Source organism: Janthinobacterium sp. RA13, from assembly GCF_000745325.1.
Taxonomy (GTDB): domain Bacteria; phylum Pseudomonadota; class Gammaproteobacteria; order Burkholderiales; family Burkholderiaceae_D; genus Janthinobacterium; species Janthinobacterium rivuli.
Genome location: NZ_JQNP01000001.1, coordinates 3,153,114 through 3,174,954 on the forward strand (window position 1 = coordinate 3,153,114; position 21,841 = coordinate 3,174,954).

Annotated in this window: 14 protein-coding genes and 1 tRNA gene; 3 read left to right on the forward strand and 12 right to left on the reverse strand. The window is 58.7% G+C overall.

What is annotated here, in order from left to right; translation table 11 throughout:
* Entirely contained in the window at nucleotides 1-699 is a 699-nt protein-coding gene (locus FG13_RS13965; protein WP_035821743.1) for a YoaK family protein, read from the reverse strand.
* A 240-nt stretch (nucleotides 700-939) separates the two neighbouring features.
* Here FG13_RS13965 and FG13_RS13970 point away from each other — a divergent pair, with 240 nt between their 5' ends.
* Nucleotides 940-2,814, forward strand: coding sequence for an amidohydrolase (locus FG13_RS13970; protein WP_035821745.1), 1,875 nt, complete (start codon nucleotides 940-942; stop codon nucleotides 2,812-2,814).
* A gap of 169 nt (nucleotides 2,815-2,983) precedes the next feature.
* Here the strand turns inward: FG13_RS13970 and FG13_RS13975 are convergent, their stop codons facing one another.
* From FG13_RS13975 to pepN, 7 genes are all read right to left on the reverse strand, one after another.
* A complete protein-coding gene (locus FG13_RS13975) occupies nucleotides 2,984-6,280 on the reverse strand; it encodes a type I restriction endonuclease subunit R (protein ID WP_035821747.1) in 3,297 nt (1,098 codons plus the stop codon).
* A 262-nt stretch (nucleotides 6,281-6,542) separates the two neighbouring features.
* Complete coding sequence (locus FG13_RS29490) at nucleotides 6,543-7,907, reverse strand: restriction endonuclease subunit S (RefSeq protein ID WP_035821750.1); 1,365 nt, start codon at nucleotides 7,905-7,907, stop codon at nucleotides 6,543-6,545.
* On the reverse strand, nucleotides 7,904-8,302 hold the full coding sequence (locus tag FG13_RS13985; RefSeq protein WP_035821753.1) for a DUF1016 N-terminal domain-containing protein: 399 nt from the start codon (nucleotides 8,300-8,302) through the stop codon (nucleotides 7,904-7,906). Before FG13_RS13985 ends, FG13_RS29490 begins: the two co-directional genes overlap by 4 nt.
* Nucleotides 8,299-10,668 (reverse strand): type I restriction-modification system subunit M, encoded by a 2,370-nt coding sequence (locus tag FG13_RS13990; protein ID WP_035821757.1) that lies wholly within the window; start codon nucleotides 10,666-10,668, stop codon nucleotides 8,299-8,301. Before FG13_RS13990 ends, FG13_RS13985 begins: the two co-directional genes overlap by 4 nt.
* 232 nt (nucleotides 10,669-10,900) lie before the next feature.
* Nucleotides 10,901-10,976, reverse strand: a tRNA-Thr gene (locus FG13_RS13995).
* Between the two features lie 115 nt (nucleotides 10,977-11,091).
* The gene (locus tag FG13_RS14000) at nucleotides 11,092-12,093 is read right to left on the reverse strand and encodes a class 1 fructose-bisphosphatase (RefSeq protein ID WP_034747152.1); all 1,002 of its coding nucleotides are present in this window, start codon (nucleotides 12,091-12,093) and stop codon (nucleotides 11,092-11,094) included.
* A 136-nt stretch (nucleotides 12,094-12,229) separates the two neighbouring features.
* Nucleotides 12,230-14,884: an aminopeptidase N gene (gene pepN, locus FG13_RS14005; protein ID WP_035821759.1), complete on the reverse strand. Its 2,655-nt coding sequence runs from the start codon at nucleotides 14,882-14,884 to the stop codon at nucleotides 12,230-12,232.
* A gap of 196 nt (nucleotides 14,885-15,080) precedes the next feature.
* Here pepN and FG13_RS14010 point away from each other — a divergent pair, with 196 nt between their 5' ends.
* A complete protein-coding gene (locus tag FG13_RS14010) occupies nucleotides 15,081-15,710 on the forward strand; it encodes a DUF4136 domain-containing protein (RefSeq protein WP_035821761.1) in 630 nt (209 codons plus the stop codon).
* Between the two features lie 307 nt (nucleotides 15,711-16,017).
* Here the strand turns inward: FG13_RS14010 and FG13_RS14015 are convergent, their stop codons facing one another.
* The 4 genes from FG13_RS14015 to FG13_RS14030 form a co-directional block, all read right to left on the reverse strand.
* Nucleotides 16,018-17,007, reverse strand: a complete 990-nt coding sequence (locus FG13_RS14015; protein ID WP_035821764.1) for a quinone oxidoreductase family protein — start codon at nucleotides 17,005-17,007, stop codon at nucleotides 16,018-16,020.
* Nucleotides 17,008-17,030: 23 nt separating this feature from the next.
* Complete coding sequence (locus tag FG13_RS14020; protein WP_035821766.1) at nucleotides 17,031-17,420, reverse strand: methylglyoxal synthase; 390 nt, start codon at nucleotides 17,418-17,420, stop codon at nucleotides 17,031-17,033.
* 28 nt (nucleotides 17,421-17,448) lie between these two features.
* Nucleotides 17,449-18,369 carry a DMT family transporter gene (locus FG13_RS14025; protein ID WP_035821768.1) on the reverse strand — a complete coding sequence of 307 codons (921 nt, stop codon included), beginning with the start codon at nucleotides 18,367-18,369 and terminating at the stop codon, nucleotides 17,449-17,451.
* A 99-nt stretch (nucleotides 18,370-18,468) separates the two neighbouring features.
* Entirely contained in the window at nucleotides 18,469-20,952 is a 2,484-nt protein-coding gene (locus tag FG13_RS14030; protein WP_235211732.1) for an alkaline phosphatase D family protein, read from the reverse strand.
* Between the two features lie 143 nt (nucleotides 20,953-21,095).
* Here FG13_RS14030 and FG13_RS14035 point away from each other — a divergent pair, with 143 nt between their 5' ends.
* On the forward strand, nucleotides 21,096-21,821 hold the full coding sequence (locus FG13_RS14035) for a YebC/PmpR family DNA-binding transcriptional regulator (RefSeq protein ID WP_034747129.1): 726 nt from the start codon (nucleotides 21,096-21,098) through the stop codon (nucleotides 21,819-21,821).
* Nucleotides 21,822-21,841: the final 20 nt, after the last annotated feature.

The window sequence follows — 21,841 nt, forward strand, 5'->3', positions numbered from 1 at the left end:
TCAGGCGGCAGGCACCGCCGCGCGGCCGCTGCGATGCTGCACGATGATCAGGCCGGCAAGCAGCAGCAAGGGCACGGCCAGCGCCACGAAGCCGAAGGCCAGGTAGGCAAAGGCGGCGGCGATGGCGCCCAGCGCGAAGGCTGCCAGCGGCCAGAAGAACTTGCCGCAGCGTGCATGGGTGGCGGCATCGGCCGCGCCGCGCAGCACGTCGACGGTGTCGATGACGATCTGCGTCACGTTACCCGTCATCATGGAGGTGGGCGCCAGGTGCGCCAGCAGCAGCCGGCTGGTGGCGCTGTGCACGCCCATGGCGGCCGTGCCCAGCAAACCGGCCGCCATGGCCATGGAACTGACATCCTTGCCAATCGGTTCGGCCAGGATGCCAAACACCATGAAGCCGGCCAGCAAGGCCCACTGCAGCAGCATGGCCAGGGTCAGCGACGGGCCGGCGCGGCGCTCGACAGCCAGCACCATCAGGCGCGTGATGGCGACGCCGGCGATAAAGGCGGGAAAAGCGAGAAACTTCAGCAGGATGGACACGCGCGAGGCATCCGCCAGGGCGGCGCCGATCAGCACGAAGTTGCCCGTGACATGGGCTGTAAACAGGCCAAACAGGGCAATAAAACCCAGGGTATCGACATACCCGGCTAAAAATCCCAGGCTGGTGCCGAACAAGCGGCTGTGTGGTGGCTGATCCATCGAATGACTCCTGATACCGTGCAATGCACTAAAAAAACAAAAAACGCGCCAGCTCCCCGGCGCCGCTGCCTGCATGGTAAGCCATGCGGCAGGCCTGCGCCCCCGTCCTTCGGCCAGTGCGCCACGTTCCACCTGATCTTTTGGCCCGTGTTCAAACGCGGGACGCTAGCTACACTGGCAGACGTGACTTTCGCGCCGCGCACGCCGGCCCTCCCCGCACCGCAACCATGGAGCTGCACCATGCCAGAACACACCCTCCCCGCCGCCGCCCCCTTGATACTGCTCAACGGCTGTTTCCATACCGTCGATAAAAGCTGCCCGCAAGCGAGCGCGGTGGCCATCGCCGACGGCAAATTCCTCGCCGTCGGCGATGCCGATGACGTCATGCGCCACCGCGCGCCCGACAGCCGCGTGATCGACCTCGGTGGCCGCACGGTGATTCCCGGCCTGAACGACTCGCACCTGCACCTGATCCGCGGCGGCTTGAACTACAACCTGGAATTGCGCTGGGAAGGCGTGCCGTCGCTGGCCGACGCCCTGCGCATGCTGAAAGAACAGGCGCTGCGCACGCCGAATCCACAATGGGTGCGCGTCGTCGGCGGCTGGAACGAATTCCAGTTCGCGGAAAAACGCATGCCGACCCTCGATGAAATCAATGCGGCCGCGCCCGACACGCCCGTCTTCATCCTGCACCTGTACGACCGCGCCCTGCTGAACCGCGCCGCCCTGCGCGTGGTCGGCTACGACAAGAATACGCCGAACCCGCCCGGCGGCGAAATCGTGCGCGACGCTGCCGGCAACCCCACGGGCATGCTGATCGCCCGTCCGAACGCCATGATTTTATATGCGACCCTGGCCAAGGGTCCAACCCTGCCGCGCGAATTGCAAGTCAATTCCACGCGCCAGTTCATGCGCGAGCTGAACCGCCTGGGCCTGACCAGCGCCATCGACGCGGGCGGCGGCTTCCAGAATTATCCGGAAGACTACGCGGTGGTCGATCAGCTGGCAAGCGAAGGGCAGCTGACGATACGCATCGCCTACAACCTGTTCACGCAAAACAAGGGCCGCGAGCTGGAGGATTTTGAAAAATGGACGGAGATGGTCACGCCCGGCCAGGGCGACGATTACTACCGCCATAACGGCGCTGGCGAAATGCTGGTGTTTTCCGCCGCCGACTTCGAAGATTTCCTCGAGCCGCGCCCGGACCTGGCGCCCGGCATGGACGACGAACTGGAAAAGGTCGTGCGCCACCTGGTGTCGAAACGCTGGCCCTTCCGCCTGCACGCCACCTACGACGAATCGATAGAGCGCATGCTGACGGTATTTGAAAAGGTCAACCGCGATATCCCGTTCGACGGCCTGCACTGGATGTTCGACCACTGCGAAACCATCACGCCGAAAAACATCGACCGGGTCAAGGCGCTGGGCGGCGGCATCGCCATCCAGCACCGCATGGCCTTCCAGGGCGAATACTTCGTCGACCGCTACGGCGCGGAAGCGGCCAAGGCCACGCCGCCGATCGCGCGCATGCTTGCCTCTGGCGTGCCAGTGGGCGGCGGCACCGATGCCACCAGGGTCGCCAGCTACAACCCGTGGACGGCGCTGTACTGGCTGGTGTCGGGCCGCACCGTGGGCGGCTTGCGCCTGTACGACGCGGGCAGCCGTTTGTCGCGCGACACGGCGCTGGAACTGTGGACGGCGGGCAGCGCCTGGTTCTCCAGCGAGCAAGGCAAGAAGGGGCGCATCCAGGAAGGCATGCTGGCCGACCTGGCCGTGCTGAGCGCGGATTTCTTCAGTATCGATGAAGAAGCGATCAAGTCGATCGAGTCCGTGCTTACCATCGTCGGCGGCAAGATCGTCTACGGCCAGGCGGAATTTACCAAGCTGGCGCCGCCACCGATTCCCGTGCTGCCCGATTGGTCACCCGTGAAAAACGTGGCCGGCCACTACCGCTCTGCGCCGCCGCAAAAGACCAGCGTCATGCAGCAGCACCAGTGCCAGGGCGCCTGCGGCGTACACGCCCACGCGCACGACGTGGCGCGCAAGAGCTCCGTGCCCGTCTCCAGCCACTCCGGCTTCTGGGGCGCGCTGGGATGCAGCTGCTTTGCGTTCTGAGGTGCTGGTGAAAAGGTCATACAACTGCAAGAGCTTCTAAACGGTAAGATCGAAGCGCTGAATTTTTTCGACAGTGGTGCGGGTGCCACCCACGCCACTGTCATTTATACGCGAGAGAGGTGTGACTCCATCGTAGGAGCGGAATGCATCAAATGCTCATTGCGATCAATCACACGCGATCCGCTTGATTATTTACATCTTTCCCAGCCAACATCAAATCAAATATGACTCTGGCAAACCCGCTTGCCAACTGAGGACTGGAGAGATATTGCATCATTTGATTTTGATGCGCGGCTCCACTATCCATGACAGCTTCGTCTACCGCCTTCGTGAAATCACCCAACAAGGCCTGCTCAGCAGTATTATTGTTGATCTGGTCCATCACCTTGGCATTTTCACGCACTTTGCTCACGATCGTATACGCATAGCTGACCATGTCGCCGTCACTTAGGGCATCGGTGACGAAGAGACTATTGAGACGCTGCAAGATCTGCGACAGCAACTCTTCGAGCTTGTCTTTTGCTTTGCCGCTACCGAGGTCTTTACCCGGTTGCAGTTTGTACTCTTCGCTGTCTTGTTGCAGTAAAAGATCCTGCTTGCGGATTTCTGATAGCCGATAGTGGGTCATCACAACGGTAGACAGATCAATCTCGTCATCCTCATCGCCGACTTTTTCACGCAATAAGGGACGCAGATGTTTGGCGAACAAATTGAGCTTTTCCAAATCGGTTTCGTTGTACTCTACAATCTGTGCCATGAATTCATAGAACCGACTGAAACTCTGCAGATCTTTTTTGAAAATCTCCAAACGATCTTTCTCGATCACACAGGCTTTCAAACTCGTTTCCGCGTTCGCCATCAACACAGGATCACCCGTTTTCTGTGTACGCTCGAACATCTGGCGTGCCAATTTAAAGGCATCGACAGCCGATCCATAGCGCTTCTGCCAGCGCTCCATCGCGGGTTTGCAATAGTTGCCCAGAGCTGCCTTGCTGACGCTCTTGTTATGGAAAGCCGCGCAAAACTGTTCCACTTCTTGCCATTGATAAATGCCCAGGCTATCGAGTTTTTGCTGCAGGTCGTACACCAGATTCGGATTCGACACATCAGCCAGCTCAGCCGTTTGATAATAGGGCTGAAACGCGTCCAATATATCCTGCGGATCATTGAAAAAATCGAGCACGAAGGTACCTGACTCTTTCTTGCCAGGATAGATACGGTTCAGGCGCGAGAGCGTTTGCACGCAGTCGACGCCGGCGAGCTTCTTGTCGACATACATTGCGCACAGCTTGGGCTGATCGAATCCTGTCTGGAATTTATTCGCCACCAGCATGACCTGGAAATCATCGGTATCGAAAGCCTTGCGCATGTCCCGGCCCTTGAGCATAGGATTCATGTTGCGCTCATTAAACGGCTCGGACGAGTGATCCGTGTCTGTCACCTCGCCAGAAAATGCAACCATCGCACGGATACGTTCATAGCCGCGCTCAACCTTGGCCTTGTCTGCGATATAGGCATCGAAGGCAAGCTTGTAGCGTACGGCCTCCTTGCGCGACCCCGTCACCACCATCGCTTTCGCCTGTCCGCCCAGCACGCCGGCCACGTTGCTGCGAAAATGCTCGATGATGATCTTGACCTTTTGCGCGATATTCGTCGGGTGCAATTTGACCCATTGATTGAGGCGCGTATTGGCGCGCTGGCTATCGACCTCAGCATCTTGCGCCTCGGCTTGCTGGGCCAAGTGATATGCCACCTTGTAAGTCGTATAGTTCTTCAGCACATCAAGAATGAATCCCTCCTCAATCGCCTGGCGCATCGTGTACTCATGAAAAGCGACCGGCAGGTTAATACGCGAGGGTGGCAGTTCCGGATGCGGCAAACGGCCAAACAGCTCGAGTGTCTTTGCCTTCGGCGTTGCGGTGAAGGCCAGAAAACTCAGGTTGGACGATCCCTTGCGCGACAACATGCTTGCCTGCACCGCCGCCGTCATCATGTCTTCGCTGCTGAGCTCTTCATCATTGGCGCGCTCGTCAAGCATCAGCACGCCCTTTAATTGACTGGCCGTGCTGCCGCTTTGCGACGAATGCGCTTCGTCGGCAATGACTGCATAGCGTCGCGCTTTCAGAATCACGCTGTCTTCAATTGCCTTCAGCACAAACGGAAACGTCTGCATTGTCACGATAATAATCGGTTGCGACTGCTGTAGCGCGAAGGCAAGCTTCTCAGATTTGGAGCCATCGCCCTCCTTGTTATTGATGCGTCCTACTACCCCGTCGGCATGCTCGAATTGATGGATCGTGTCCTGCAACTGATCGTCAAGCACCGTCCGGTCGGTTACCACGATCACCGAATTGAATTGCTTGTTCCCCTTTGCGTCATACAAAGAGGCGAGCTGATGCGCCACCCACGCAATCGAATTGGATTTACCCGATCCGGCGCTGTGCTGAATCAGATACTTGTGACCCGTACCTTCGCGCGCGACCGCGGCGAGTATCCTTTTCACCGCATCCCATTGATGATAGCGTGGGAAAATAAGCGATTCCTTCTTTGACTTGCGTCCTTCCCAATCCTCTTTTTCCTCGATCTGCAAATGCACGAAGCGCCCCAGCACTTGCAGCAGGTTATCCGGCAACAGCACCTCATTCCACAGATAATCGGTCGCGTAACAGTTGGCGTCGGCTGGTGCATCATTGCCGGCGCCGCCGCCCGCACTGCCCTTATTAAAGGGGAGAAAATAAGTGTCGGAACCGGCCAGCTTGGTCGCCATATACACCTCGAACTGACTGACGGCAAAATGCACCAATGCACCGCGCTTGAAGCTGAGCAAAGGTTCAGGCTTGTTAGTGGCGGGATCACGCGGTAAACGGGTCTGGCAATACTGCCGTTTGGCATTATCAATGGCCTGCATGAACTCCGACTTGAGTTCCATGGTGACCACGGGGATGCCATTCACAAACAAGACCAAATCGATGCGCCAGGTCTTGGACCGCTTGCCAGTCTCGGCCATATGGGTTGGTGTCGCGTAAGGGCTGTAAACCAGTTCCGGAACCATGCGCAGGCGATTGGCCCGGTAGCGCGCCAGGATATCAGGATTGAGGTCATGATCAGGCTTGAATTGCACGAGCTTGAAACGGCAGCCGCGATCGCGCAGCTCATGCCGCAAAACACCCAGTGTGCCGAAGGTACGCAGCTCGGTATTGGTGTGCGTGATGGACGCCTGTGGGTCCGTCTTGCTCAGTTGCGCGGTGACCCGTTCAAGAAAATGGCGCTCCGTATCGAGCGGATAAATCCCCTGGTACTTGCGCCACTCTTCAGGCTGTGACGTCTGGACAAATGCGAGCAAGTCGGCTTCGTACAGTGCGCGTTCACGGTTGTAGTCTTCGCTTTTGCCGATTAGCCAGCCATTGGCCTGCATCTCTGTAATGATGTTGTTCTGGAAGTGTTTTTCATTGGCCTGGCTGCTCATGTAACGGTCTTTTCGATATATGTGTGATGCCTCCCCTGCGTGGACAGGGGCTGGAAAATTTCACGATGCTTGAGGCGGAGACGACGGGCATGCAGGCAACGTTCGACTTCATCCATATTGAATTAATCAATTTATGAAAAATGAAATACAGAAAATTTAACGCAAGGCTAGTTTTTCGTCACTGGAAATGCTGTTTTGGAAGAACACACTCGCCGCTACAAACAGGGTTGAGCGGCTAGTGCGACCTGAACCATCCAGCCTTTCAGCCGGTTTCGCGTAAGTCGATTTTCCCGGTGACGGCGGCTGTGATGAGCGCGCTACGTCGCTCCTTGAGCAGTTCAATGCTGCTCTCGGTTGTGCTAATCAGCATATCGTATCTTTGCGTTCCTGATGCCATCGATGCAATGATCGCTACCTGTTCCTGGATAGGCGGCAAACCAACCTGTAAATTTAAGATAACTGACTGGGCAATGTTAACCATAGAAGCACTGGCACCTGTCGCCTCAAGCTCAACCTCACGTCTGCCATGCACAGTAATTAATGCAGCTAAGAATGCCGGATTTGCGCGTGCATTATCAACGCTTAATCGATATAACTTATCGCAAATCATTAGCAAAGGAAAATCTTGTTCGACCACCGTGCAGCCTCCGACTAGCTCTCGTGTATTGGCCCTTGAAACCAAGATATCCCCTTTTTTTAATGCAAGCTCTGGTCTTGGGGTGAGCGTCAATGGTAGTGCCTTATTTTCTGTCGGCCTGAATACACCACCGTTCACGCAACCGACTTTCAATACACCCCATTCGCCGTCGTCAACGGGACGGGATTCACATTCTGGACTCCAGCCCTGTCCTATTGAGCTGATTACATACTTTACGCGAGTCACGTCCCAATGCGCAGGCACATCACCAAGCCATGCAACGCCGGTATCCTTCATCGGCGCGTTGGGATCGAACCCCTTCGTTACAACGTGAGTGATCAATGCTTGGCGCTTTTCACGCAGCAACTCGATAAAGCGATTTTTCCTACTAATCAGTTCGTCGATACGGGCTGTTTCGCGGTCGAGATGACCGGCTATTAAACCTTGTTCAGTTTCAGACGGCACACTAATACGTTCGGAAAAATAATCTTCAGAATCGATATTCTGAATCCCTGTCGCCTGCTTTATTGATCGAATATTTATACCAACAGAATATAAATAGGCGTTTGCATAACAGAGCCAACGTGCGTTGATAGACGATTTGCATTTGATCACAGCGACGAAATTGGAGCAGATAACGGGCGTCTCACCGGTGTACTGAACTACGGCGCCAACCAATGTCTGCTCACCGCCACCAGATTTTTCAAATAAGAGGTCGCCGCGACACACTTGGCGTGATTCACGTTGAAATGCTGGAACATTTCGAATTGTTGGGAGATTATCGCCAACAGTCAAATTCGACCTATCAAAATCGGCAACACGAGCACAAGGTATGTCGTTCTCATCGCCATTCGGCTCCTCACCCCAAAAACCATTCTGTGATGAAAAAATAAGCGACTTTATTCGGAAAACCTCCCAGTGTGCAGGCACCGGGCCCATCCACTCAATACCCGATTCCTTGTAAACAGGATATGGCTTGTAGTGGCTCATTGTTGCGCCTCCTTGCCAACATTGAGGGCGTAGGATGCGTGCAACTTCTTGTTATGCGTCCAAGGCAATTGTGTCAGCAGTGCCGACACTTTTGCAGCGTTCCGATATGTGTCGTAAAGCTGACGCATGCAGAAAAAATTCCTGCGCATAAATCCTTGCAGGCCGGGCTGGCTCACGGCGAGGTGGCGCGCCAGTTGATCGACCACGCCATCGCCCCATTCGGCAGCTTCCAGTTTGGCGCTGATGTAGGCGTCCACCTGCCAGTACAGCTCGATAAGAGTCGTGTTAACGGCTTGGTAGGCGCGTTGGCGAACCGTGGCTATCAGCTTCACCACTTCGGCAAAAGCAAGCTCAGCGGGCGTGGCAACGCAGCTCTCTGTTTTAGGCTGCCTCATGTTGTCACCTCACTCAGCAATGCTGCGATCTCGGCCTCCACAGCCTGCAAGTCCGCGTCGATGTCGGCCAACTGGCGTGGTGCCTGGTACTGGTAGAAATAACGATTGAAATTGATTTCGTAGCCGACGATACCAAGCGCGCCATCCTTCTTGTCCCGCTTGTCGTCATCGATCCAGGCATCGGGAACATGTGGGGCGACCTCGCGCAGGAAATATGCCTCGATACCTTTTTTGACGACACAGCTTGGATCGAGCGGGACGTTTTCATGTTCTCGCAGGGCACTGTCAGTAGCGAATTCGACCACATCACCGAGTTTGAGCAGCGCCTTGCCAGTCTTGGGCGTGTTGCATGCCACTTCGGCCGCGTCGCAGGCGAACAGGCCATACAGAGGATCGGCTAGCGTGGCCGATCTATAGTTCTTGGCAATCACGCGGTCGGCAGCCGGATTGGTCCAAGTCACGGCGGCCTCGAACTGTTTTTTCTCTTTGCTGTCGAGTTTGACATCGCCGGCGGCCTGTGCGTTCTTGCAGGCGAGGTCGAACAGATTGTAATTATCCCATTGTGCGCTGCCGAGGGCGCTTTGCAACAGCAGCGCTTTTTGCAGCAAGTGCGCCTGATCGCGCCACATTGTGGACCCAGTCAAGTCTTTGATCTGGGCTTCCTTGAGTTCGCTGAAGTCAGCCTTGACCTTGGCGCGGATGAGCAGCGCCTGGTCCGCATCGAACACACCGTAATCGTCCTCTGCCCAGGCAGCACCGAATTGTTCATAAACCCACCGCATCGGCGCATTGAATGGCTTGGGTGCGAAGCGCAAATCAGCCAGGCGCTCGTTGCTCAACTGAGCCGACGTGCGCAGCGCACGCTCGACAGTGATGCGCCGGTAGCCGAATGCATGGGTAGGGAATATCTTGCTGGCGAAGGTTTTATGCGCTGGCGCACTGTTTTTCTCGGACTTGCGGCCACGGCTGCTCTTGACCTGTGATCGCTTGTCGAGCACTGTCGGACTGATCTCTTCAAAATTGGCGAAGCTGCGCGTAATGATGGCAATATCGTTCTCGGACATGACATTGCGCTTGCTGCCAAGCGATTTGCGCATCTTCTCGCACAGGTTCACGCCATTAATCAGCTGCACCTTGCCTTTGCGCTCGGCGCTCTTATTGTTAGTCAGAATCCACACGTAGGTGGCAATGCCGGTGTTATAAAACATATCGTTAGGCAGCGCGACGATAGTTTCAAGCAAGTCCGTTTCTAAAATATAGCGGCGAATTTCGCTCTCGCCACTGCCTGCACTACCAGTGAACAAAGGTGAACCATTGAGAATAATACCGATGCGGCCGGTGCGGTCTGCTTCCGTCGGCAGCTTGCTGATCAGATGCATCAGGAACAGCAAGGAGCCGTCTGAGACGCGTGGCAAGCCTGGACCAAAACGTCCGGCGTGGCCTTTGACCATATGCTCGGTAGTGATGTCCGATTCGACTTTCTTCCAATCGACGCCAAATGGAGGATTCGACAGCATGTAGTCAAATTTTTCGTTCGGCAGATGATCATTCGAAAGTGTATTGCCAAGCTTGATGCGGGAGATATCCTGGCCCTTGATCAGCATGTCCGCCTTGCAAATGGCATAACTTTCAGGATTGAGCTCCTGGCCAAAGGCTCCCATGGTGGCGTGCTTATTGAGGTCATGCACGTATTCCATGCCACTCGACAGGAAACCGCCTGTGCCTGCCGTCGGGTCATAAATGGTGCGGATGATGCCAGGACGCGTGAGGGCGGCGTCATCCTCCATGAATACGAGCGAAGTCGTCAGGTGCACGATATCGCGCGGGGTAAAATGTTCACCGGCAGTTTCATTCGAGCTTTCCGCAAAGCGCCGGATCAGCTCCTCGAAGACCAGGCCCATGCCATGGTTGCTGACGGCGACGGGACTAAGGTCAGTGGTGGCGAACTTGCGCGTGACCTTATAGAGTAGATTGGCATCACTAAGCTGGCCAACGAATTCACTGAAATTGAAATAGTCGAAAATCTCGCGCGCGTCACGCGAAAAGCAGCTCACGTAATTGAGCAGGTTGTCTTTGATATCCTTTTCGCCCAGTCTGGACAGGTCCATCGGCGAGATATTGGAAAATGTGAGTCCAGAAGCGCGATGCAGAAACTTTTCCTGAGCATCCTCCGGCAACTTCATTGGTGCAATGCGCGCGGCTTCGGCGATAACCGCCGATTTGTTGGCTTGCAATACACATTCCAGGCGACGCAACAAGGTAAAAGGCAAGATGATGCGGCCATATTGGCTCTGTTTGAAGTCACCACGCAACAGATCCGCGACAGACCAGATAAAGGCGGCGGTTTGGGTGAAGTTTGAGCTCATAGAATTTGATCCTTGATTTGTCTACCGGCGCACGGCGCCATGAAAACACGTCTGTATATGCCACTGGTACTGACCAATAATTGGACCGCGAACATCATAGCCCAAGGGTCAAGTACCAACAACAATAATTGGCAATCCGAATTCGGGTCTTGAGGACAAGCCAGAAAACGATATGGGGCAAAACAAAAAACCCGCCGACTTTTGCAAGTCAAGCGGGTTTTCTGATGAAACTTGGTGCCGTTGGCCGGAATCGAACTGGCGACCTTCACATTACGAATGTGCTGCTCTACCAACTGAGCTACAACGGCGAAGACCCACATTCTACAAACAATGCACAAAATTTGCTAGTGTCAACGCGAACTTTTTTGCATTTTTTTAGCGGCCCGGCTGCGGGCCGCTAAAAATCGTGGAAAAGTGCGGCTTTTATTCCGCGTGATAGGCCGTGACGCGGGCCACTTCGTCTTTCGAACCGAGGAAGACGGGCACGCGCTGGTGCAGCTTGTGCGGGGCGATGTCCATGATGCGCTGCTGGCCGTCGGTGGCCGCGCCGCCCGCTTGCTCGACGATGAAGGCCATCGGGTTCGCTTCGTACATCAGGCGCAGCTTGCCCGGCATCGAGGTGTCGCGCAGGTCGGCCGGGTACATGAAGATGCCGCCGCGGTTCAGGATGCGGTGCACGTCGGCTACCATCGATGCGATCCAGCGCATATTGAAATTGGTGCCGCGCGGGCCCGTATCGCCGGCCAGCAGTTCATCGACATAGCGTTTCACGGGCGGATGCCAGTGGCGCGCGTTCGACATGTTGATGGCGAATTCCTTCGTCGTCGGCGGAATCTGCATATTGCTTTGCGTGAGGACCCACGAACCCATTTCGCGGTCCAGGGTGAAGCAGTTCACGCCATTGCCGAAGGTCAGCACCAGCATGGTTTGCGGGCCGTACACGGCGTAGCCTGCCGCCACTTGCTTGCTGCCTGCCTGCATGAAGTCCTGCTCCGTCGGCTGACCCATGCCATCCGGCGCCTTCAGCACGGAGAAGATGGTGCCGATCGAGACGTTGACGTCGATGTTCGACGAGCCATCGAGTGGATCGAACAGCAGCATGTATTCGCCCTTTGGATAGCGGTTCGGGATCGGGTGGATCGATTCCATCTCTTCCGACGCCATGGCCGCCAGGTGGCCGCCCCATTCGTTCGCTTCCAGCAGGATCTCGTTGGAGATGATGTCGAGTTTTTTCTGTACTTCGCCCTGCACGTTTTCCGTGTCGGCCGTGCCCAGCACTTCGCCCAGCGCGCCCTTGCCGACGGCGTGGCTGATGGTTTTGCAGGCGCGCGCGACGACTTCGATCAGCAGGCGCAGTTCGGCCGGAATGCTGTTGTTCGAGCGCTGCTCTTCAACCAGGTATTGCGTAAGACTGATGCGTTTCATGAAACCCCTTAGTTAGTGTTTTAAATACGTCTCGTGCGGTGATTGTCGGCTTACGCGCCGTTGGCGCTAAGCCGACCTACGAAATCATGACGCCGTGTAGGTCGGATTAGCCCGCAGGGCGTAATCCGACATGCCATCAATTCGCCAATGCCTTGGAAACGACTTCCATCACGTCATTCGACAAACTGGCCTGGCCGGCGACTTTTTCCAGCGCGTCGCGCATGTGGCTTTGCAGCGCCGGCACGTAACGGCGCCAGCGGTCCATGGAGCGCGCCAGGCGGGCCGCCACTTGCGGGTTCAGGGCGTCGAGCGCGATCACTTGCTCGGCCCAGAAGGCGTAGCCGCTGCCATCTGCCGCATGGAATTGCGACGGATTGCCGTTGGTGAAATTGAAGATCAGGCTGCGCGCGCGGTTCGGATTTTTCAAGGTGAAGGCCGGATGCGTCATCAGCTGGCGCACGGCTTGCACGTCGGTCGTTGGCGCGGCAGCCTGCATGGCGAACCACTTGTCGACCACCAGCGCCTCGTTCTCGAAATCGCTATAGAAGCTGGTCAGCGCCGCCTGCGCGTGCGGCTGCGAACCCGAATGGATCAAGGCGCCCAGGGCCGCGGCGCGGTCCGTCATATTGCCGGCATTGTCGAACTGCAGCCGCGCCAGGTCCAGTTCCGCCGCTTCGGGTGCGATCAGCAGATACGACAGCGCCAGGTTTTTCAGCGCGCGCTTGCCGGCCGACAGGGCGTCCGGACTGTAGTCGCCCGGCGTCTGGTTGGCGTGGTATTGCGCCAGCAGTTCGGGCTTCAGGGCTGCGGCAATCGTGCGGCGCATGAACTGGCGCGCCGCGTGGATCGCTTGCGGATCGACTTGCGCCATGCGCTCGGCGATGATGGTTTCCGACGGCAGGATCAGCGCCAGCTCGCGGAAGGCGGGATCGAGCGTGTCGTCGGCCAGCAAGGCGCGCTGCGCTGCGATGAAGGTGTCGTCCAGCGCAAGGGTCTCGCCGGCGGCGACGGCACCGGTCAGTTTCAGCAGACGTTCCATGGCCAGGCGCTGGCCAGCTTCCCAGCGGTTCACGGGGTCGCTGTCGTGGCGGAACAGGTGCAGCAGTTCGGCATCCGTGTAGTCGTATTCCAGCACCACGGGCGCGGAAAAGTCGCGCAGCAGCGACGGCACGGGCGCTTCCATCACATTCGTAAAACGGAAAGTTTGTGACGCTTGCGTCAATTCCAGCACGACGCTGGTGGCGCCGTTCGAGGCCACGCCATCGACGTACAGCGGCAAATCGCCGCCATCGGCAGCCAGCAAGCCGACGGTGACGGGAATGTGGAACGGCAGTTTTTGCGCCTGGCCCGGCGTGGCGGGGCAGCTTTGCGCCAGGGTCAGCTCGAACGTCCGGCTGTCCGCGTCATAGCGCGTGGAGGCCTTGACGATGGGCGTGCCGGCCTGGCTGTACCAGCGCTCGAACTGGCTAAAATCGCGGCCATTCGCATCCGCCATGGCGGCGCGGAAGTCGTCGCACTGGACGGCTTGGCCGTCGTGGCGTTCAAAATACAGGTCCATGCCCTTGCGGAAACCGTCGCGCCCCACCAGGGTCTGATACATGCGCACCACTTCGGCGCCCTTTTCGTAGATCGTGACCGTGTAAAAGTTATTGATCTCGACGAAGGAGTCGGGACGCACGGGATGCGCCATCGGACCCGCGTCTTCCGGGAATTGCGCCTGGCGCAAAGTGCGCACCTGGTCGATGCGCGTAACGGCGCGGCCCGTGTCCGTGCCGATCATGTCGGCCGAGAATTCCTGGTCGCGGAACACCGTCAAGCCTTCCTTCAGCGACAGCTGGAACCAGTCGCGGCACGTCACGCGGTTGCCGGTCCAGTTGTGGAAGTACTCATGGCCGACCACCGCTTCGATGCCCGCGTAATCGACGTCGGTCGCCACGCGCGAATTGGCCAGCACATACTTGGTATTGAAAATGTTCAAACCCTTGTTTTCCATGGCGCCCATGTTGAAGTCGCCCACGGCAACGATCATGAAGCGGTCCAGGTCCAGCTCCAGGCCGAAGCGTTCCTCGTCCCAGCGAATGGAATTTTTCAGCGACTGCATGGCATAGTCGGTTTTGTCGAGGTTGCCGTCTTCCACCCACACTTGCAACAGCACTTCGCGGCCCGACTTCAGGGTGTAGCGTTCTTCCTGGCAGACCAGGCGCGCGGCGACCAGCGCGAACAGGTAGGACGGCTTCTTGAACGGGTCTTCCCACTTGGCGTAATGGCGGCCGTCGCCAAGGTCGCCCTCTTCGATCAGGTTACCGTTCGACAGCAGCACCGGATAATGTTCCTTGTCGGCGCGCAGCATGACCGTGTATTTGGCCATCACGTCCGGGCGGTCCGGGAAGAAGGTGATGCGGCGGAAGCCTTCCGCTTCGCACTGCGTGAAGAAATTATGGTTCGACACGTACAGGCCGGACAGCGAGGTATTGTCCTGCGGCGCCAGCACGGTTTCGATATCGAGCGTAACATCGTCCGGCGCCTTGGGGATGGTCAGCATGCTGGCCGTCAGCTTGTACTGCGACGGCTTCAACACTTTGCCATTCAGGCGCACCATCACCAGTTCGATGTGTTCGCCGTGCAATTCGATGCTGCGGCTGGTGCTGGCCGGGTTATGGCGCATGTGAATCCGGCTCGCCACCACTGTGCGGGCGGGATCGAGATCGAAACCAAGTTCGACGCTGTCGACCAGGAAGCTGGGCGGCGTGTAATCTTTGCGGTAAATCGTCTGAGGGCTGTCTGTGCGCATAGGGAATGGGTGGGAGCGGAGGCAAAAGCCTATTTTACCAACACCAGCCCCCGATCGTCGCGATTCAGGCCAGGAATGTTGGATTCCCTTACACGCCGACATGCTCGGTAACATTCTGTAATAATGAATAGAAACAAATAGAACTATTCTTATAATACTAAGCGATGAATTGTGTCTACTATCAGGAGGTCATGCAATGAAACGTTATCTCACCATCATGATGGCCGCATTGACCGTGTTGCTGACCGGATGCGCCACCACCATACGCAGCGATGTCACCGTTTTCCATGAATGGCCTGCGCAATTGCAGGACAAATCCTATGCATTTGAAGCGCCAGCGGCCGAACACGACACGCTGGAATATCGCAGCTACCAGAACCTGGTGCGCGCGGAACTGGCCAAGCACGGCTTCGGTGAAGCTTCCGGCCCTGCCGCAGCCAATTTGCGCGTGGCGATGCAGTTTTCCACCGTCGACTATCCCGAGCGTGTGCTGCAGGCGTCCGATCCATTCTGGAATGGCCCCGGCTACTGGCCTGGCCGCTACGGCTACCGCTATGGCGCATGGCCAGGCTATGGCCGCTTTGGCTATAACCCCTACTGGTTTGGTCCGCTGGACATGGAAGAAACCGTGCGCCATAAATACGAACGCGAATTGCGCGTGACGATCAATGACCGCAACGGCAAGAAACTGTACGACGTGACCGTACAATCGACCAGCAACAAGCGCGCCACGTCGCAAGTGATGCCGGCCATGGTGGCCAGCGCCTTTGCCGATTTCCCCGGCCAGAGCGGCGTGCCCCGTAAAGTAGAAGTCAAAGTAGACTGAGAGCGCCAGCCAAAACCTACTGCGCGTCGCGCTTTGCGGCCGGCGATGCTCACCGTACTAAAGTACGGTTGCGCTTCTCGGCCACAAATCACTGCCGCTCGCTACGGTTTTGTCAGGCGCGAGAAGTCTGGAGTACTTTAAAAAACCGGCTGGTGCAGCAATGTGCAAGCCGGTTTTTTTATGTCTGCGTTTTATGCCTATGAGTAATACGCCTCGGCGGCAAAAGTGAGTGCGCCGATCAGGGCCACGGCCAATAGCAGCACGATCAGCAGGCGGCCGAACTTCGGCGTGCCGTCACTGCCGCCGCTCATGGCACGATGATGGTCGAGCCGGTCGTCTTGCGCCCTTCCAGATCCGTGTGCGCCTGGGCGATATTGGCCAGGCTGTAGCGCTGGTTGATCTCGATCTGCACTTCGCCGCTGCTGACGACGCCGAACAGCGAGGTGGCCATCTCTTCCAGGTTGGCGCGGTTCGAGGCATAGCTGAACAGGGCTGGACGCGTAATGAACAGCGAGCCGCGCGAAGCCAGTTCGCTGAGCGTAAACGCCGGCACGGGACCGGAGGCGTTGCCGAAGCTGACCATCATGCCCAGCGGCGCCAGGCAGTCGAGCGAACCCGTAAACGTATCCTTGCCGATGGAATCGTAGACGACGGAGACGCCCTTGCCGCCCGTGATTTCGCGCACGCGCTCGACGAAGTTTTCCGTGTTGTAGTTAATGACGTGGGCCGCGCCGTGCGCCTTGGCCAGCGCCGCCTTTTCATCGGAGCCGGCCGTGCCGATCAGGTTCACGCCCAGCACTTTCGCCCACTGGCAGGCGATCAGGCCCACGCCGCCCGCGGCCGCATGGAACAGGATGGTATCGCCCGCCTTCAGGGCCACCGTGCGGTGGAACAGGTATTGCACCGTCAAGCCTTGCAGCATCATGGCGGCGGCCGTGTCGAAAGCTATGCGCTCGGGCAACACCAGCAGCAGGGCCGCCGGCAGGTTGCGCTGCTGCGCATACGCGCCATTGATGCGTGCCGCATACGCCACCCGGTCACCCACCTTCACTTCCGTGACGCCCTCGCCCACCGCTTCGACGATGCCAGCGCCCTCGACGCCGAGGCCATTGGGCAGCGGCTGCGGGTACAAGCCCGTGCGGAAATACACGTCGATGAAATTGAGGCCGATGGCCTCATGTTTCACGCGCGCTTCGCCAGGGCCGGGCGGCGGCAGTTCCACGTCCACATACTCCATCACTTCCGGGCCGCCCGTGCGCTGTACGCGGATGGCCTTGGTGGTAATCGTTGCGCTCATGCTCATCTCCTCGTGTAGGTGGATCAGGCGGCAGCAACGGCCTGCGCCTGCAATTGCGACAGCACCAGGTGCGCCGACGACAGATTCGTTGCGCACGCCACGTTGTGCACGTCGCAGGCGCGCACCAGGGCATTGATGTCCGGCTCATGCGGCTGCGGCGTCATCGGGTCGCGCAGGAAGATCACGCAATCGATCAAGCCTTCCACCAGCAGCGAGCCGATCTGCAAGTCGCCGCCGAACGGACCGGAATGCTTGCGTTCCACTTGCAAGCCCAGTTCATTGATCAGGCGGCCACCCGTGGTGCCCGTGGCCGACAGTTCGCAACCCTTCAAAAAGTCCAGGTATTCGCCCGCCAGGGTAATCATGTCATCTTTTTTCTTGTCGTGGGCAATCAGGGCGATGCGTGTTTTCATGGTGAGAACTTTTCAGTGGGTGGAGGAATTATTTCTTTTTCGACAGCAAGTAAATCCCGGCGAGCACAAGGCTGGTGCCAGCCAGTTGCCAGTTGGTGATCGGTTCATCGAGAATCATGGCGCCCAGGAACAGGGTCGACACGGGGCCGATCATTCCCGCCTGCGAAGCGACGGGCGCGCCGATGCGTTCGACGGCGATCATCGTCATGAAGACGGGCATCACCGTGCAAAAGATGCCATTGAGCAATGACAAGCCATACACGGGCATGGGCTGTATCAGCAGCTCGACGGGGCGCAGGATGAAAAATTGGGCGATGCAGGCAAAGCTGGCCACGCACATCGCGTAGGAAACGAGCCGCATCGAACCGATGCGTTTCACCAATTCGCCCGAACCGAGCAGATACACGGCATACGAACAGGCCGAGCCCAGCACCAGGGTCGACCCCAGCGCCACATTGCTGGCGCCGCCCTGCAAGTCGTGCACGAACACCAGCACGATGCCGCAATACGAGGTCAGCAAGGCCAGCCATTGCAGGCGGCTGATGCTCTGCTTGAAGTACACGGTGGTAATCAGGAGCACGAAGGTGGGTGTGAGGAACAGGATCAGCCGTTCGAGGCCCACGGAAATGTATTGCAGTCCCAGGAAATCCAGATAGCTGGACAGGTAGTAGCCGACGAGCCCCAGCCCGACCAGGCGCCAGCGGTCGCGGTTTGACAGCGGCGGCTCCGTGCGCATCTTCCACCAGGCGATGACGGCGAATACGGGCAGCGAGAAAATCATCCTGAAAGCGATCAGGGTGACGGCGTCGATCTGGTAGCGGTACAGCAGCTTGGCGACGATGGCCTTGGTGGAAAACAGCACCGCACCGCCCACGGCGATGGCCAGGCCACCGAGGTAGACGGAACGGGGGAGCGAAGATGGGGTTGCTTGCGGGGAACTGGAGCTCATGCCCAGATTGTAAGGCAAAAGCCAAAGGCGGCTGATAACCCCAACGGCAAATACCGGGGTCGGACCCTGAGGGTCCGACCCCAGCCCTTGCATTTTGGGTTAGGAAATAAGCACCGCCGCCGCACCCGCCGTCACCGTCGCCGTCGTCACGCGCGCAATCACGTTTGCCGGCGCCGCCGTGCCGATCAGTTTATTCACCTGCTTGAACTGCGCCACCAGCTTGCCCGGCGTCAAGGTGACCACCGTGTAGCCCTGCGCATCCGTGTTCAAATGCTTGATCCACGGGTTGTTGCCCAAGCCGGACAATTGCTGCGCCAGGCCCAGCAAGGTCCCACTGAAGTCAGTGCTCGCTTTCAAGCCCGCCTGCACGGCAGCGACCGTCGCATCGAGTTGCGCTTCCGGCACGCCCTTGGCGGCCAGGGCGCCGCGCAGTTGCACGCGCAATTGCTCCAGCAGGCTGTCGACGGTGGGCGCCGCCTTGCCCATGGTGTAGTCGAGCAGGTTGATGTCGAGATTGACCGTGCCCAGGCCCGTGACGGGGATGGCCAGCGGATAGCTGACGAGGGTGCCGATATTGCCCATGCTGCCGGCCGCCGACTTCAGGTAGCTGAAGAAGGAATCGGAGCTGACGCCGGCCGACACCAGGTCCACCATGACGGGCGTGCCACCACCGGCCGCGTCGAAGTCGTCGCTGACGGTACCGGCAAAGAACGAGTGGATATCACCGGTCAGCGCCACCACGTTGCCGATGGCATTGGTTTTCAGGTGCGCCATCAGGTTCTTGCGCTCGCTGTTGTAGCCATCCCACTGGTCGCAATTGAGCAGGAAACGCGTGAAGAATGGCGCCAGCGCCGCTTGCTGGCCGGAAGCGGCGACAAAGCTCGATGCCGCGCCCTTGGCCTGCACGTCGGGCTTGATCCAGCCGAAGGCGATCACTTGCGCGGCGGCGGTCGGCGAGCCGCTGTTGTAGGCCGCTACAGTGATGCCGGCCTGGGCCGCGCTCAAGCCGGCGCCCACGGCAGCGGCACCCTGCGCGCCGGCATTGGCTGCCGCGCCTGCAATGGCCATGGCCGCCGCTTGCGCCACGTTTTGCGCCGCTCCCGCTGTGGAAGCTGCCACGATGGCCGACGCCAGTGGCACGCTGCCCCCCACCAGCGGCAAGGTGCTGGCGATGGCCTGCCCCACGTTGGCCATGGCGCTCAGGGCCAGCAAGGTGGCAATCGCATCCGTGCCATTGAGACCCATGCGCAGCAGCGACACTTCATTGCCCCACAGCTTCCAGGTCGAGGTCGCTGCCTTCATCTTGCTTTTCCACCAGTCGCGCTGGGTCGTGCCCAGCATGCCGACGGCGGCCAGCGGATCGGCGCCGGCCTTGGTGGCTGCCGCCATTTTCTGTCCTTCCACGCTGTCGAACAGCGCTTGCGGCACCAGGTAGCGGCTGCCGACGCTGCCCAGCGGCTTGCCCGTGGCCGGATTGACGGTCGACTCGGCGATCGCATGGTCGGCGCGGTACAGGCGCTCGTCCGTCATCACCAGCTGCATCAGTTTGCCGAACTGGAAATCGCGGTAAATCTGAATGTTCTGGAATGTTGTCGCGGCGGCATCGAACGTGACGTCGGCCGGCATGTATTCGAACCACGCCTGGTTGGCGCTGCGGCGGCGGGCCGGCTGGTGCAAATCGCTGCCGTCCGTCGCCACGATGCCTTCATAGGTGGAGGCGTCCTGCCAGGCATCGTCCGTGAACTCGTGGTCATCCCAGACGGCGATGAAGGCGAAGCGCTCGTGCACGGCTTGCAGGCGCGTATCGGTACGGTATTTCTTGTACAGGTAGCGGTAATCGGCCACGGTGGTGGCGTACTTGGCGCCCGCGCTGCCGCTCTTGAACGTGCCATCGGGCAATTTCAACTGGTCGTGGCGGCTTTCCACGGCACCGCTCTGGAAGGCCTCGCCCACCGTTTCATAGATGTAATCGCCCAGGTGGACGATGAAGTCCAGGCTTTCATTGGCGGCGATGTGCGACAGCGCGCCCCAGTGGTTGATGCTCCAGTCCTGGCACGTCAGGTAGGCGAACTGCAGCTGCGACACGTCGGCGGTGGCGGCGGGCGCCGTCTTGAAGCGGCCCACGTTCGAGCGCACGTCGCCGGCGATGAACTGGTAAAAATACACTTGGCCCGGCTGCAAGCCCGTCACCTTGTGGCGCAGGGTATTGTCGAAATCGGCTTTCAGGGGTAGCTTGGCGTCGACGATGGGCGTTCCCGTCAGGGCCGTATTGCCGCCCAGAGCGCCCGTATTGTCGCTGGCGCTGACGATCAGGCGCACGGCAACGTCGGACTTGCCGGCCACGGCGGGCGCGACGGCGTCGAAACTGGCGGGCACGACGCGCGTCCACAGCATGGCGCTGTCGGCGCGCGGATCGCCCGAAGCCACGCTTTGCGGGAATTTCCAGTCGCTGCCCGAGGCCAGCGGCACGCCAGGATCGCTGTAATCGGTGCTGCCGCAGGCGGCCAGGCCGACGGTGGCCACGGAGACGGTAATAAAGCCGCCCAATTTCAGAAATTGCCGCCTGTCCATTTGACTTGCCATGATGTCGCGCCCTCGATATGGTGAAAGCGCGTCACTTTAGCAACAGATTGTGTCATCCTGATGACGGGGCCATGCCGCTTCGCAAGGGGCCGATATGCTAAAATGTCGGCCACAATTGAACACCCGTCTAAGGAAGATTCGACATGGCAGGACATAGCAAATGGGCCAATATCAAGCATAAAAAGGCTGCCACCGATGCCAAGCGCGGCAAAATCTGGACGCGCCTGATCAAGGAAATCACGGTTGCGGCCCGCATGGGCGGCGCCGACGCCATCACCAATCCGCGCCTGCGCCTGGCGGTCGACAAGGCGGCTGACGCCAATATGCCAAAAGACAACGTCCAGCGCGCGATCAACCGCGGCAGCGGCGGCGTCGATGGCGCCAACTACGAAGAAGTGCGCTACGAAGGCTACGGCGTGGGCGGCGCGGCCGTCATCGTTGAATGCATGACCGACAACAAGGTGCGCACGGTGGCCGAGGTGCGCAACGCCTTCAACAAGAACGGTGGCAACATGGGCAACGAAGGCTCCGTCGCCTTCATGTTCCAGCACTGCGGCCAGTTGCTGTTCGCGCCGGGCACCGACGAAGACAAGCTGATGGAAGCGGCCCTGGAAGCGGGCGCCGACGACGTCATCGCCGATGAAGAAGGCGGCTTCGAAGTCGTCACTCCCGTGCACGATTTCGCCACCGTCAAGGAAGCGCTGGAAGCGGCAGGATTCAAGGCTGAAGTGGCCGAAGTCATCATGAAGCCGGCGACGGAAACGGTGTACTCGGGCGACGACGCCATCAAGATGCAAAAGCTGATCGATGCGCTGGAGCTGCTGGACGATGTCCAGGAAGTGTTTACCAACGCCCTGATAGAGAATTAATCACTCCGCACTCAAGGGCG